General features: G+C 70.4%; 11 protein-coding genes. 6 read left to right on the forward strand and 5 right to left on the reverse strand.

Features of this window, described 5'->3' with window-relative positions:
* Positions 1-4 precede the first annotated feature (4 nt).
* On the forward strand, positions 5-2698 hold the full coding sequence (gene mutS / locus INE98_RS08010; RefSeq protein ID WP_293538021.1) for a DNA mismatch repair protein MutS: 2694 nt from the start codon (positions 5-7) through the stop codon (positions 2696-2698).
* On the opposite strand, the gene INE98_RS08015 is transcribed toward mutS, so the two are convergent.
* Positions 2695-3663, reverse strand: coding sequence for a magnesium transporter CorA family protein (locus INE98_RS08015; RefSeq protein ID WP_293538023.1), 969 nt, complete (start codon positions 3661-3663; stop codon positions 2695-2697). The genes mutS and INE98_RS08015 overlap by 4 nt on opposite strands.
* A 37-nt stretch (positions 3664-3700) precedes the next feature.
* Positions 3701-4372 carry a CHAP domain-containing protein gene (locus tag INE98_RS08020; RefSeq protein WP_293538025.1) on the reverse strand — a complete coding sequence of 224 codons (672 nt, stop codon included), beginning with the start codon at positions 4370-4372 and terminating at the stop codon, positions 3701-3703.
* A 520-nt stretch (positions 4373-4892) separates the two neighbouring features.
* Between INE98_RS08020 and INE98_RS08025 the strand changes: the two genes are divergently transcribed.
* The gene (locus INE98_RS08025; RefSeq protein WP_293538027.1) at positions 4893-5663 is read left to right on the forward strand and encodes a TerC family protein; all 771 of its coding nucleotides are present in this window, start codon (positions 4893-4895) and stop codon (positions 5661-5663) included.
* A 19-nt stretch (positions 5664-5682) separates the two neighbouring features.
* On the opposite strand, the gene INE98_RS08030 is transcribed toward INE98_RS08025, so the two are convergent.
* On the reverse strand, positions 5683-7845 hold the full coding sequence (locus tag INE98_RS08030) for a primosomal protein N' (RefSeq protein ID WP_293538029.1): 2163 nt from the start codon (positions 7843-7845) through the stop codon (positions 5683-5685).
* Positions 7846-7968: 123 nt separating this feature from the next.
* On the opposite strand from INE98_RS08030, the gene fsa reads away from it, so the two are divergent.
* The 4 genes from fsa (at position 7969) to INE98_RS08050 (ending at position 11062) form a co-directional block, all read left to right on the forward strand.
* Positions 7969-8622 carry a fructose-6-phosphate aldolase gene (gene fsa, locus INE98_RS08035; protein WP_293538030.1) on the forward strand — a complete coding sequence of 218 codons (654 nt, stop codon included), beginning with the start codon at positions 7969-7971 and terminating at the stop codon, positions 8620-8622.
* Positions 8623-8640: 18 nt separating this feature from the next.
* Entirely contained in the window at positions 8641-9315 is a 675-nt protein-coding gene (locus INE98_RS08040) for a DUF484 family protein (RefSeq protein ID WP_293538032.1), read from the forward strand.
* Positions 9315-10229: a tyrosine recombinase XerC gene (locus INE98_RS08045; protein ID WP_293538034.1), complete on the forward strand. Its 915-nt coding sequence runs from the start codon at positions 9315-9317 to the stop codon at positions 10227-10229. Before INE98_RS08040 ends, INE98_RS08045 begins: the two co-directional genes overlap by 1 nt.
* Positions 10230-10297: 68 nt before the next feature.
* Positions 10298-11062, forward strand: coding sequence for a hypothetical protein (locus tag INE98_RS08050; protein WP_293538036.1), 765 nt, complete (start codon positions 10298-10300; stop codon positions 11060-11062).
* Positions 11063-11083: 21 nt separating this feature from the next.
* On the opposite strand, the gene lpdA is transcribed toward INE98_RS08050, so the two are convergent.
* On the reverse strand, positions 11084-12481 hold the full coding sequence (gene lpdA / locus INE98_RS08055; protein ID WP_293538037.1) for a dihydrolipoyl dehydrogenase: 1398 nt from the start codon (positions 12479-12481) through the stop codon (positions 11084-11086).
* Positions 12482-12513: 32 nt separating this feature from the next.
* Positions 12514-13722 carry a 2-oxoglutarate dehydrogenase complex dihydrolipoyllysine-residue succinyltransferase gene (gene odhB / locus INE98_RS08060; protein WP_293538039.1) on the reverse strand — a complete coding sequence of 403 codons (1209 nt, stop codon included), beginning with the start codon at positions 13720-13722 and terminating at the stop codon, positions 12514-12516.
* Positions 13723-13728: the final 6 nt, after the last annotated feature.

Genomic DNA, 13728 nt, shown 5'->3' on the forward strand with positions numbered 1-13728 from the left:
CGAAATGAACGCTCCCGTCCCGCCCCAGGTCGATTCGGCCGGCGCCACGCCGGTCATGGCCCAGTTCTTCGAGGTCAAGGCGCGGCAGCCCGACGCCCTGGTCTTCTTCCGCATGGGCGATTTCTACGAACTCTTCTTCGAGGACGCCCGCCAGGCGGCGGCGGCCCTCGGCATCGCCCTCACCGCCCGGGGCCAGCACGCCGGCGAGCCCATCCCCATGTGCGGCGTGCCGGTCCACGCCGCCGAGGCCTATCTGTCCAAGCTGATCCGCGCCGGATTCAAGGTGGCCGTCTGCGAGCAGATGGAGGACCCTGCCGAGGCCAAGCGGCGGGGCTCCAAGGCCATCGTCCGGCGCGACATCGTCCGCGTCGTCACCCCCGGCACCCTGACCGAGGACGGCCTCCTGGACGCCCGGGGCGCCAACCGGCTGGCGGCTGTGGCGGTGCGGGCGGGGGCCGCGGCCATCGCCAGCGTCGAGCTGTCCACCGGCGAGGTGGAGGTCTGGGCGCCGGGCAAGGCGGCCCTGGCCTCGGCCCTCGCGGCCCTCGGTCCCTCCGAGATCCTGGTCCCGGACCGCCTGTTCGCGGACGAGGCGGTCAGCGTCGCCCTCAAGGCCGCCGGGGGCCTGGTCCAGCCCCTGCCCTCCGCCCTCGCCGAGCCGGGGGCCGCAGAGGCGCGGCTGAAGCGCCTCTACGGGGTGGAGACCCTGGACGGTTTCGGGCCCCTGTCGGGCGCGGAGGTCTCGGCCCTGGGACTGATCGCCGCCCACCTGGAGACGACCCAGGCCGGCCGCACCCCGTCCCTCGCCCCGCCCCGGCGGGCCGGCGAGGCGGACGTCATGGCCATCGACCCCGCCACCCGGGCCAGCCTTGAGATCGAGCGCAGCCTGTCGGGCGGGCGTGAAGGCTCCCTGCTGGCGGCCATCGACCGGACGGTCACGGCGCCCGGCGCCCGGCTCCTGGCGTCACGCCTCGCCCGCCCCCTGCTGGACCCGGACCGGATCAATGCGCGGCTCGACGCCATCGACTGGCTGAGGGAGCGACGGGACCTTCGCCGGCGCTTGCGCGAGGTCCTCAAGGGACAGGGCGACATGGCCCGCGCCCTGTCGCGCCTGGCCCTCGGGCGGGGCGGCCCCCGGGACCTCGGAACCCTGCGGGACGGGCTCGCAGGCGGCGCGGGCCTGATGGACCTCTTCGGCGCCGGGGCGGGGCCCCTCGAGGCGCCGCCGCCGCCGGAGCTGTCCGGGAGCCTCGCCGCCCTCGACCTGTCGCGGAATCCCGGGCTGGCCGACCTGCAGGCCAGCCTGTCGGCGGGCCTCGGGCCGGACCTGCCCCTGCAGGCCCGCGACGGGGGCTTCGTCGCCCCCGGGATCCGGCCGGAGCTGGACGAGGCGCGCCGGCTTCGCGATGACAGCCGGCGGGTCATCCTGTCCCTGGAGGCGGAGCTGGCCGCCGAGAGCGGCGTGGCCCTGAAGATCCGGCACAACGGGGTCCTGGGCTATTTCATCGAGGCGACGGCCAAGGCCGCCGAGCCCCTTCTTCGGGCGCCCCTGAACGCCACCTTCATCCACCGCCAGACCCTCGCCAGCCAGATGCGGTTCACCACCGTCGCCCTGGCCGAGCTGGACGCCCGGATCGCCCAGGCCGGCGAGCGGGCCCTGGCGATCGAGATCGCGGCCTTCGAAGCCTGGCGCGACCTGGTCTGCGCCGCCGGCGACAGCCTCCGCGAGGCCGCCGCGGCCTGCGCCCGGCTTGACGTCGCCGCCGCCCTAGCGGAATGGGCGGAGGAGGCCGACGCCGTCCGGCCGGAGCTGGACCGCGGCGTGACCCTCGAGGCGGAGGGCGCACGGCATCCGGTGGTCGAGGCGGCGGTGCGCCGGGCGGGCGGGGCCTTCACGCCCAATGATTGCCGGTTGGACGGCCAGGCGGTCTCGGCCCCCCGGCTGGCCATCGTCACGGGCCCGAACATGGCCGGCAAGTCGACCTTCCTGCGTCAGAACGCCCTGCTGGCCGTCCTCGCCCAGGCCGGTTGCCCCGTTCCCGCCCGGCGCCTGAGGCTGGGCGTCGTCGACCGGCTGTTCAGCCGGGTCGGGGCGGGGGACGATCTCGCCCGCGGCCGCTCGACCTTCATGGCCGAGATGGTCGAGACCGCCGCCATCCTGACCCAGGCGACGCCCCGTTCCCTGGTGATCCTCGACGAGATCGGCCGCGGCACGGCGACCTGGGATGGCCTGGCCATCGCGTGGGCCTGCGCCGAGGCTCTGCACGGGACCAATCGCTGCCGGGGCCTGTTCGCCACCCACTACCATGAGCTGGCCGAGCTCGAGCGCCGGCTGCCGGGCGTCGCCAACCTCTCGCTGCGCGCCCGGGAATGGAACGGCGAGCTGGTCTTCCTGCACGAGGCCGCCCCCGGCCCGGCGGACCGGTCCTACGGGGTCCAGGTGGCGCGCCTCGCCGGCGTGCCGGCCGCGGTGGTGGCGCGCGCTCATGAGGTCCTGACCCGACTGGAGCGGGAGGCGGGCGTCCCCGCGCAACTGGGGGACCTGCCCCTGTTCTCGGGGGCGTCGGCTGGAATGGGGGAGACCCTTGCGGCCTCGCCCCTGCAGGACGCGCTCTCCGACATGGACCCGGACAGCATGAGCCCGCGCGAGGCCCTTGAGGCCCTTTACCGGCTGAAGGGCCTTTCGAAGGGCGGCTAGAACCAGCCCTTGCGGCGGAACCAGAGCAGGGGCGCCACCCCGCTCACCACCATCAGGCCCAGGGCCAGGGGATAGCCCCAGGGCCAGGTCAGCTCGGGCATGATCTCGAAGTTCATGCCGTAGATGGCGCCGATGAGGGTGGGCGGCATCAGGAGGACGGTGAAGACCGAGAAGGTCTTGATGCCGATGTTCTGCTCGATGTTGATCAGGCCGAGGGCGGCGTCGAGCAGGAAGGAGATGTGGGCCGACTGGGCGGACGCGTGCTCCGTCAGGGACTGGATGTCCTGCTGGACCGAGACGAGGTGCGCCTGGGCCGAGGGCTTTCCGGCGATCTCCGGGGCGAGGGCGGCGAAGCTGGCCAGGCGGGCGAGGCTGGCCAGGCTGGTGCGGGCCAGGGCCGCCAGGGACTGCGTTCGGGCGAGGTTGGTAAGCAGGGGCTCGAAGGCCGCCCCCCGCGGCCGGTCGAAGATGGCGTTTGAGGCGGCCTGGACCCGCGCCGATCCGCGCTCAAGGACCTCGGCCAGCCGCTCGATCACCGCGTCGAGCAGGTCGAGAAAGAGGTCGGCGCCCGCCGCCTCTGCATAATCGGGCGCGCCCAGCCGCTGGGCGAACGCCGTGAAGGCCCGCAGAGGTTCATAGCGAAGGGTCAGCAGCCGGCCGTTGGCGAGGATGAAGGTGACGGGGGTGAGGACAGGATGTTCTTCCTCGCTGCGGCTCAGCAGGCTGGCGGTCATGAAGGTCGCCCCGCCTTCGATGTAGAGCCGGCTGGAGGGCTCGATCTGCGCCATTTCGCGGGAGGTGGGGAGGTTGAGGCGCAGGGCGCTCTCGACCACCGCCTCCTCATGGCGCTCAGGGCTTATCAGTTCGATCCAGACCACGTCCTCCGGCGCCTTCCAGTCGGCCGGAAGATCGAAGGCGTGCGCGGTGCGAAAGGTTCGCGCCCCGCGCGTCAGGAGATTGAGCATGCGAGGGTCCGAACGCTTTCCAGCGCCAGTCCCGGCGCTATCGCGGAGGCGGGGCGGTCACAGCCTGGATCAGGGCCGCAATCCGGTCGCCCGAATCCGCAGCCTGACCCAGGATGGACAGGGGCGAGGCGCCGGGGCGGATCGTCGACGCGACCTGGCTGGCGGCGCTCTGGGCGACGGTCAGGGCCGCGTTCTGGGCGGCGTTGAACTGGCTGGAAGCCATCTGGACGGCCTGGGCGTCCTGATGAATGAACCCATAGGTCGGATAGGACCTCGAGCCGATGTCGCGCACGGGATCGTACCAGACCTTCACCCGCGACCAGTCCCCCTGCGGAGAGACGTCAATCACGGTCACGTCGCGCTCGATCTGACCCCTTGCGCCGCCGATCCGGGACCAGTTCGCGTGGGTGATCTGGATCACACGGTCCGTCAGGACGCGGCTGACCACGGCGACATGCCCCAGGGACATGGAACCGCTGGGCTTGAAGCACAGAACGGAGCCGGCCCGCGGCGCGGTCCCGGTTTCATACCGACCGGTCGCCTGACGCCACCAGGTGTGGGCGTCGCCGAAAATCTGAATGCCGGAGATCAGGCGGGCGAAGGGCGCGCACTGCCAGTAGCGTTCCGCCAGGGCGCTGGACACGGGCGCAAGGGCCATGGCCCCCGCGACGACGAGACCCAGAACCAGGTGAGCGACGCGCCTGAACATCCCGCTGATTGCCCCTTCACGTTTCGAAACGTCACCTAACTCCTGCAGCCCGAATTGGCAAGTCCGCAGGAGAGTGCGGAGCGACGCCACAGTGCGAGCGCCAATCAAGACCGGGCGGTCTTGAAGGAATGAACCAAATACAAATCTCCGTTATCGGCAAGTTAAAGGCTGGAAAATCTGATATAATCACAACGTCATTTGGATGTATTGGGGTTCGAATTTTATATATTCATCTGTGGTATCAAATCATTATCTCGATCGGCAATTTTATTGATGGACCCAGGTAGAGTTTTCACGCTCCAATCGCCCGTTGACTGGGCAGGGTAAAGACTTCCGGGCCCGTGGCGCAGCTGACGGGTGGCATGATGAGAAAACCCGGGCCTTCCCCGCTGTCGCCCCGGGAAGAGGCGCCGGGCGCCTGGGAATCGAGCGTATGGCGCCGGTCCGGCAGGGAATTCCCGGCGTCATTTTTTGGCCCCCGGCTCTGGCGCCCTGCGAATTCAGGCCCTAGAAATGCCACATGGACGCCATAATTCCTCTCCTTACCGATCCCGCCGCCTGGGCGGCCCTGATCACCCTCATCGCGATGGAGGTGGTCCTCGGGATCGACAATCTGATCTTCATCTCCATCCTTTCGAACAAGCTGCCGGAGGCGCAGCGCCAGTTCGCCCGGCGGCTCGGCATCAGCCTGGCCCTGATCATGCGCCTGGCCCTTCTCTCGACCCTGGCCTGGCTTGTTCATCTGACGACACCGATCTTCTCTGTCGGCGGATCCGTGGCGGGGCTGGATCTCACCTTCTCCTGGCGTGACCTGATCCTGATCGCCGGCGGCCTGTTCCTGCTCTGGAAGGCCACCAAGGAAATCCACGGCACGATGGATCCCAAGCCCGCAGACTTCCTCGACAAGACCGGCGTCGTGGTCACCAATTTCGGGGCGGTGATCGTCCAGATCATCCTGATCGACATGGTGTTCTCGATCGACTCGATCCTCACCGCCGTCGGAATGACCGATCACCTTCCGATCATGATCGTCGCGGTCATCATCACCGTCATGATCATGCTCGTGGCCGCCGACCCTCTGGCCGACTTCATCAACAACAATCCCAGCGTGGTCATGCTGGCCCTGGGCTTCCTGCTGATGATCGGGATGATCCTGGTGGCCGACGGCTTCGGGGTCCACATCCCCAAGGGCTACATCTACGCCGCCATGGCCTTCTCGGTGGGGGTTGAGGCGCTCAACATCTTCGCCCGAAACGCCAAGTCCAAACGCGAGGGCGAGGCGAGCCAGTGACCGGGCCGTCGCCCGGGTCTCAGAAGAAGCTGTAGGGGTCGATATCGATGGTCACGCGGATGGAGCCCCGAGGCTTCATCCGCGCCCTCCAGGCGGCCATGTAGGCTGACAGATCAACCTGGCGGCTGGCCCGCACGAGGAAGCGGATCCGACGGCGTCCCCGCACCAGGGCGAGCGGGGCGTCCGCCGGGCCGTAGACCTCGACGCCCTCGGCGTTGGGGGCCAGGGCCGCCGCCTCCCGGACAAAGGCCCCGAGTGCAAGGGGGTCCCGGCCGGAGACCACTACGGCCGCCAGCCGGCCGAAGGGCGGCAGTCCCGCCAGCTCCCGCTCCTCAAGTTCGGTCCGCACGAAGGCGTCGCGGTCCTGGTCCCGGAGCGCCTGCATGACGGGATGGTCCGGCGCCCAGGTCTGGATCAGGGCGCGACCTGGACGGTCCCGCCGCCCGGCCCGGCCAGTCGCCTGGGCCAGAAGCTGAAAGGTGCGCTCGGCCGCCCTCAGGTCGCCGCCCCTCAGCCCGAGGTCCGCATCGACCACGCCCACCAGGGTGAGATTCGGGAAGTTATGCCCCTTCGCAGCCGCCTGGGTGGCCACCAGGATGTCGATGTCGCCGGACTCCATCGTCGCGACCAGGTCCCTGGCTTCCGCCGCGCTGCGCACCGTGTCCGACGAGAACACCGCGATCCGGGCCTCCGGAAGGAGCGCGCGCGCCTCCTCCTCCAGCCGCTCGACGCCCGGCCCGATCGACACCAGCGAGTCCGCCGCGCCGCAGTGGGGACAGGCCGCGGGCCGGGGCATGGAAAAGCCGGTGAGGTGGCAGACGAGGCGGTTGGTGTAGCGGTGCTCCACCAGCCAGGAATCCGTGTCCGGAGCGGTGAGTTTCTGGCCGCAGGCCCGGCACAGGACGAGGGGGGCGTAGCCGCGGCGGTTCAGGAAGAGAAGGGTCTGTTCGCCGGCTGCGAGGGTCTCGGCCATGGCGGCTGCGAGGGGGGGAGAGATCCACCGGCCTGTATCCGGCGGCGTCTCCCTCAGGTCCACCAGCGCGATGTCGGGAAGGCGGGCGGCGCCATGGCGGTCGGCGAGGCGCAGCCAGATGTAACGTCCCGCCTCTGCGTTGCGCAGGCTCTCCAGGGATGGGGTCGCGGAGGCCAGGATGACGGCGGCCCCCTCCAGCTTGGCGCGGACGACGGCGAGGTCCCGGGCCTGGTAGATGAAGCCGTCCTCCTGCTTGAAGGACGTGTCATGCTCCTCGTCGACCACCACCAGCCGTAGCCGGCGGAAGGGCAGGAAGAGGGCCGACCTGGCCCCGACCACAATCCGGCAGCGGCCCTCCGCCACGGCGTCCCAGACCTGCCGGCGGGCCGGCGGGGCGACCCCGGAATGCCACTCTCCCGGCGGGGCGCCGAAGCGCTCGGTCACCCGGGCGATGAGGGCCTGGGTCAGGGCGATCTCCGGCAGGAGGATCAGGACCTGGCCCTCCGGGTCGGCGGCCAGGGCGGCGCGCACCGCCTCCAGGTAGACCTCGGTCTTTCCCGAGCCGGTGACGCCGTCGAGCAGGGCCGCCCCGAAGCCGCCCCGTCCGATCATGGCCCTCAGGCTGTCCGCCGCCGCCGCCTGACTGGGGTTGAGAGGCGGCGCCGGCCGATCGAGGTCCGGCGGCCCGAAGCCATCCGGCCGGGGGGCAAGGCGCAGCTCGAGAGCGCCCTCGTCGACGAGGCCCTTGACCACGGCGGCCGAGACCCCGGCCCGCCGGGCGAGCTCGGCGGCGGCGGCGGGACCGGCGGCGGTGGCCTCCAGCGCCCGGGTCCGGGCGGGGGTGGACCGTGAGGGCTCGCGCCCTGTCGCGACCACCAGACGCTCGGGCCGGGGCAGGGGCGCCCGCGCGCCGCGCAGGGCGATGGCGAGGGGAAGGCCCGGCAGGTCGGCGGCGTAGCGGGCCGCCCACTGGACGAAGTCCACCGTGGCCGGGCTGAGCGGGGGCCCTTCGAGCCGGCCTGCGACAGGCTTCAGCGGCCGGTTGCCCCCGGCCCCTTCCCGGACGGCGCAGACCACGCCCTCGGCGAGGCGGGCGCCCAGGGGGACCCCGACACGCTCCCCGACGGACAGGCCAAGGCCCTCCGGCTCCTCGTAGTCGAAGGCCTCGGGCAGGGGCAGGGGCAGAAGGACGGAGACGATGCGGTTCATGCCTCTCCTCAATAGCCCGCCCGGGCCGCCGACGCCTCAGCTTCCTGAAGCGCGCCCGTCAGGGCTTCCGGGCGGACGCGGGGAGTCCTACAAGACTGCTTCAACAAAAGCGGACGCAGCCCGATGCAACTCTTCCTCGACACCACCGACGTCGTGGTCCTGAAGGACCTCGCCGCCACAGGCCTGGTCGACGGCGTGACCACCAACCCGACGCTGATCGCCAAGTCGGGCCGGCCCATGTTCGACGTCATCGCCGAGATCTGCGAACTGGTGGAAGGCCCGGTCAGCGCCGAGGTCGCCGCCACCGACGTGGCCGGCATGCTGGCGGAGGGCGCCAAGCTCGCCGCCCTCGCGCCGAACGTGGTGGTCAAGGTCCCGCTCACCCGCGAGGGCCTCGTCGCCACCTCGGAGTTCGCCGTCCAGGGCATCCAGACCAACGTCACCCTCTGCTTCTCCGCCGCCCAGGCCCTGCTCGCGGCGAAGGCCGGCGCCAGCTACATCTCGCCCTTCATCGGCCGCCTCGACGACCACGGGGCCGAGGGCATGGACCTCATCACCGAGATCCGGGCCATCTACGACAACTATGACTTCGACACCGAGATCCTCGCCGCCTCCATCCGCAGCCCGGCCCACGTCACGGCCGCGGCCCTCTGCGGCGCGGACTGCGCGACGATTCCGCCAGACGTCTTCACCGCCCTCTTCAAGCACCCGTTAACCGAAAAGGGGCTTTCTCAGTTCCTGAGCGACTGGGCCGCAACGGGACAGTCGATTCTCTGAACCGAGGGGCGGGAACTCATGGCCGGTGCGGGTGAAGCCGAACTTCAGGAGGGGCCCGGGCCGGAGACGGTGCGCGCCGCCCTTCTGCGCCGCCCTGACATCCTCACCGGTGACCCCGAGACCCTCCAGGCCCTCGGCCTGGCCCTTCGGCCCGACGCCCGTGTGGTGGAGTTCGGACCCGCAGCCCTGGCCCGGGTCAGCGAGGCCGCCCGCGCCGAGAGCGAGGCAAGGGCCCGCCTTGAGGCGGTCGCGCGCGCCAACTTCGTCGCCCAGGCCCAGACCCGGGAGGCCGTGATCGACCTGCTCGACGCGCGCACCCCGGCGGACCTCGCCCTGCGCCTCGACGAGATCGCCCGGGTCCGGTTCGGCCTGCAGGCGGGCGCCCTGGGGCTGGAGGGATCCCAGCCGCCGGAGGGGTGGCGACAGCTGCCCGACGGCGCCCTCGCCCGGCTTCTGGAGGATGACGCCGACCTCCTGCTCGGCTTTCGCCCCACGGCCCTTGGCCTGTTCGGCGACCAGGCGCCGTTCATCCGGTCCATGGCCCTGGCCCGGCTCAACCTTCCCGGCGGGCCCGGCCTGATGGGCTTTGGCTCAGGCGATCCCGAAGGGTTCACGCCCGACATGGGCCCCGAGCTGGTGGCCTTCATGGCGCGCGTGACCGAACGCCTGGCCCGGCGGCTGATGGGGGACTGATGGACGCCCGGGCGGCCCTCGGCCTCTGGCTGGAGCACCTGGAGCAGGAGCGTCGGCTCTCCCCTCGCACCCTCGCGGCCTACGGCTTCATCGGCCGGCGTTACCTGGCCTTCCTGGAGGGACATCGGGGGGGGGCCCTGTCGGCCGACGACCTGGGAAAGATCAGCGCTGCGGAGATTCGCGCCTGGCTGGCCGTGCTGCGGCAGGGGGAGACGCCGCTCTCGCCCCGCTCGCTCTCCCAGTCCCTCTCGGCGATCCGGACCTTCCACGGCTTCCTCGACCGGCGTCTTGCGATCGCCAACGCCGCCCTGGCCCTGGTCCGCGGGCCTCGCGTCAAGCCGACGGCGCCGCGACCTGTCACCGAGTCCCAGGCGGTGGAGCTCCTGGCCGAACCGGGGCTCGACGCCGGGCTCGATCCCTGGGAGGCGGCCCGGGACGAGGCCGTCCTGACCCTGCTCTACGGCTGCGGACTTCGGATCTCCGAGGCCCTGTCCCTGCGCCGGTGCGACGCCCCCCTCGGCGAGGCCCTTAGGATCACGGGCAAGGGGTCGAAGACGCGGATGGTCCCGGTCCTGCCCCGGGTGGCGCAGGCGGTGGAGACCTATCTCCGGACCCTGCCTTTTCCGCTCGCGCCGGATGAACCCCTGTTCCGGGCCCGCCGGGGCGGGCCTCTGTCCCCCCGCCATGTCCAGGCGACGGTCCAGGGGATGCGGGGGCGGCTGGGCCTCCCGGACAGCGCCACGCCCCACGCCCTGCGGCATGCCTTCGCGACCCACCTTCTGGGCGCGGGCGCCGACCTCAGATCCATCCAGGAACTGCTGGGCCACGCCTCGCTCTCCACCACCCAGCGCTACACCCAGGTCGATTCCGCCGCCTTGCTCAGGGCCTATACAGCCGCTCACCCGAGAAGCTAAGAATCGACGACCCTGATGATCGGCTCTTGCCGGCGTTCAGAAGAGTTTCACCACCATGAGGTTTCCGCATGCGACCCGTGAACGTTTTCGCCTCCGGCGCAGCCCTTCTTCTCTTGGCGGCGTCTGGCGCCCATGGTGAGAACGCCCCCGACAACGGCACGGACCCGACAAAGCTGAACAGACAGGTCCAGACGACCTGGGAGCGCCTGGACCTGGAGGGCGGTTTCAGGAGCGATACCCTGAAGGTGAACTATACGACGCCCCTCGGGGCGAAGCAGGACTGGAGCGTCCGCTACCGGGTTCCTCTCGCTTCGGTCGATGTCCGGGGAGAGGAGGACTATGGCCTGGGCGACGCCTCCGTGCAGGTGGCGCATGTGTTGGCCCTCAACCGCCAGGGCGGCTGGGTCATCCTGGGGGAGATGATCTTCGACACGGCGTCCCGCGACGAGCTCGGCACGGGGAAGAACGTTCTCAAGGGCACCCTGGTCAAGGCCTGGTTCTTCAATGACGGCGCCATCTTCGCTCCGGCCCTCGTCCACTCGGAGTCGCTCTGGGGTGATGACCGAAGGCGGGATGTCCGGACCACCTCCATGGATTTCTACTTTGTCCCCAAGCTGAAGGATCCGCGGAACCTGATCACGGTCGACCCTTCGATCAACAGGGACTGGAAGTCCGAGAAGACCTTCCTTGGTCTCGCCGTGACCTATGGCCGGGTTCTGGGTCCCGCATTTGGCGGCAGGGGCATCATCACGGTGAAACCCACGGTCTTCGCCGGTGGGGACCGCCCGGGGGACTGGGGGCTGGAGGTCGGCTACAAGGTTATCGGCTTCTGAGCCTGACCCGCTGACAGGCCGTCAGGCCTGCATGGTCCAGCCCTCCACCCCCATGGCGGCCTGCCGGCCGGCCTCGGAGCGCGTCGGGTGGGGGTGGCAGATCCGGGCGATGTCCTCGCTGGCCGCCCGGAAGGCCATGGCGACGCAATATTCGCCGATGAGCTCGCCAGCCTGCGGCCCCAGGATGTGCACGCCCAGGATTTCATCGGTGGCGGCGTCGGCCAGGACCTTCACGAAGCCGTCGGTCTCATGGTTGATCTTGGCCCGGCTGTTGGCGGCGAAGGGGAACTTGCCGGCCTTGTAAGCTCGCCCCTCGGCCTTGAGCTGCTCCTCGTTGCGGCCGACCCAGGCGACTTCCGGCGTCGTATAGACCACGCTGGGCACCAGGTTGTAGTCCACGTGCCCGGCCTTTCCGGCGATGAGCTCGATGCAGGCGACCCCATCCTCCTCGGCCTTGTGGGCCAGCATGGGGCCGTGGATCACGTCGCCGACCGCCCAGACGCCCGCCGCAGAGGTCCGGAAATGATCGGTCTCGATGAAGCCGCGGGCGTCGGGGACGATCCCCACGGTCTCCAGGCCGAGGCCGGCGGTGTAGGGCCGGCGGCCGATCGCCAGCAGGACGCGGTCGGCCGACAGGGTCTCGGCGCCGCCGCCGGCGGCGGGCTCCACCGTGAGCTCGACCCTGGACTTGCCAGCCTTGGCCCCGGTCACCTTGGACCCCAGCCGGAAGTTGACGCCCTGCTTGGTCAGGATTCTCTGGAAGGTCTTCGCCACCTCGGCGTCCATGCCGGGACAGATCCGGTCGAGGTACTCGATCACCGTCACCTCGGCCCCCAGCCGGCGCCAGACCGAGCCGAGTTCGAGCCCGATGATGCCGGCGCCGATGACGATCATCGTCTTCGGGACCTCGGCCAGGGACAGGGCCCCCGTGGAGTCGACGATCCGTTCCCCGTCCACCGCCACGCCGGGCAGGCCGGAAGGCTCCGAGCCTGTGGCGATGACGATGTTGCGGGCCTCGAGGGTCACGGTCTTGCCGTCCGCGCCGTCGACCTCGACCCTGCCGGGCCCGGCCAGGCGACCTTTTCCAAGAATCCGCTCGACCTTGTTCTTCTTCATCAGGAAGTCCACGCCCTTGGTCAGGGCTGACACCGACTCGTCCTTCTGCGCCATCATCTGGGTGAGGTTGAGCCGCGGGGAGACCTCGATGCCCAGGTGCTCGAACTCCCGGTTCGCCGCCTCGTAGAGCTCTGAGGCGTGAAGCAGGGCCTTGGACGGCATGCAGCCGACATTGAGGCAGGTGCCGCCGAGGGTTTCTCGCATTTCAATGATGGCGGCCTTCAGGCCAAGCTGGCCGGCGCGGATGGCGGCGTTGTAGCCGCCGGGGCCGCCCCCGATGATGACGACGTCGTACTGGGACATGGCGCTTCCTTACCCGGTCGGGCCTGAGGGGTTCAGATATCGAGCAGCAGGCGTTGCGGGTCCTCGATGGCTTCCTTGACCCGGACCAGGAAGGTCACGGCGCCCTGGCCGTCGACGATGCGGTGGTCGTAGGACAGGGCCAGGTACATCATCGGCCGGATCACCACCTGCCCGTTCACGGCCACGGGGCGCTCCTGGATCTTGTGCATGCCCAGGATGCCCGACTGCGGGGCGTTGAGGATGGGCGTCGACATGAGCGAGCCATAGACCCCGCCGTTCGAAATGGTGAAGGTGCCGCCCTGCAGGTCGTCAAGGGCCAGGGCGCCGTCCCGGGCCTTCTTGCCAAGCTCGCCGATGGCCTTTTCGATCCCCGCCAGGGAAAGCGCGTCGGCGTCGCGCACCACCGGCACGACCAGGCCGCGCTCGGTGCCGACGGCGACCCCGATGTCGTAGTGGTTCTTGTAGATCAGGTCCTGGCCGTCGATCTCGGCGTTGACCTCGGGCACGGACTTCAGGGCGTGGATGCAGGCCCGGACGAAGAAGCCCATGAAGCCCATCTTGACGCCGTGAGTCTTCTCGAAGGCGTCCTTGTAGGTGTTTCGCAGGGCCATGACGGCGCTCATGTCGACCTCGTTGAAGGTCGTCAGCATGGCGGCCGTCTGCTGGGCCTCCTTCAGGCGGCGGGCGATGGTCTGCCGCAGCCGGGTCATGCGGATGCGCTCTTCCCGGGCGTGGAGCTCGCGGGGAGCGGAGGCGGCGGGGGCCGGCGGCGGGGCGGCGGCGCGGGCCTCGAGGGCGGCAAGGGCGTCAGCCTTGGTGACCCGCCCGCCCTTGCCGGAGCCGGGGATGGCGGCCGGGTCCAGTCCGCCCTCGGCGGCGATGCGCTGGGCGGAAGGCGCAAGGACCGCCGCGGCGGGCGCCTTGGCCGGCGCAGGGGCGGGGGCCGGAGCCGCGGCGGGCGCCTTGGCGGGAGCCGGCTTTGCGGCAGGGGCGGCGGCGGCCGCAGCGCCTTCCTTGACGCGGCCAAGGACAGCGCCGGGTTCGACCGTGGCGCCCTCCTCGGCGGAAATCGATTCCAGCACCCCGTCTGCGGGGGCGGCGACCTCAAGACTCACCTTGTCGGTCTCGAGCTCGACCAGGATCTCGTCCTTGCGAACCGCGTCGCCGGGCTTCTTGGTCCAGCGCGCCACAGTGGCCTCGGAGACGGATTCCCCGAGGGCGGGGGTCATGATGTCGGCCATGGTCGT

Source organism: Phenylobacterium sp. (genome assembly GCF_020253645.1).
Taxonomy (GTDB): Bacteria; Pseudomonadota; Alphaproteobacteria; order Caulobacterales; family Caulobacteraceae; genus Phenylobacterium.

Excerpts from the sequence above, each read along its gene's own strand:
- mutS (WP_293538021.1), top strand. The coding sequence starts at position 5 with ATGAACGCTCCCGTCCCGCCCCAGGTCGATTCGGCCGGCGCCACGCCG.
- INE98_RS08015 (WP_293538023.1), bottom strand. The coding sequence starts at position 3,663 with ATGCTCAATCTCCTGACGCGCGGGGCGCGAACCTTTCGCACCGCGCAC.
- INE98_RS08020 (WP_293538025.1), bottom strand. The coding sequence starts at position 4,372 with ATGTTCAGGCGCGTCGCTCACCTGGTTCTGGGTCTCGTCGTCGCGGGG.
- INE98_RS08025 (WP_293538027.1), top strand. The coding sequence starts at position 4,893 with ATGGACGCCATAATTCCTCTCCTTACCGATCCCGCCGCCTGGGCGGCC.
- INE98_RS08030 (WP_293538029.1), bottom strand. The coding sequence starts at position 7,845 with ATGAACCGCATCGTCTCCGTCCTTCTGCCCCTGCCCCTGCCCGAGGCC.
- fsa (WP_293538030.1), top strand. The coding sequence starts at position 7,969 with ATGCAACTCTTCCTCGACACCACCGACGTCGTGGTCCTGAAGGACCTC.
- INE98_RS08040 (WP_293538032.1), top strand. The coding sequence starts at position 8,641 with ATGGCCGGTGCGGGTGAAGCCGAACTTCAGGAGGGGCCCGGGCCGGAG.
- INE98_RS08045 (WP_293538034.1), top strand. The coding sequence starts at position 9,315 with ATGGACGCCCGGGCGGCCCTCGGCCTCTGGCTGGAGCACCTGGAGCAG.
- INE98_RS08050 (WP_293538036.1), top strand. The coding sequence starts at position 10,298 with ATGCGACCCGTGAACGTTTTCGCCTCCGGCGCAGCCCTTCTTCTCTTG.
- lpdA (WP_293538037.1), bottom strand. The coding sequence starts at position 12,481 with ATGTCCCAGTACGACGTCGTCATCATCGGGGGCGGCCCCGGCGGCTAC.
- odhB (WP_293538039.1), bottom strand. The coding sequence starts at position 13,722 with ATGGCCGACATCATGACCCCCGCCCTCGGGGAATCCGTCTCCGAGGCC.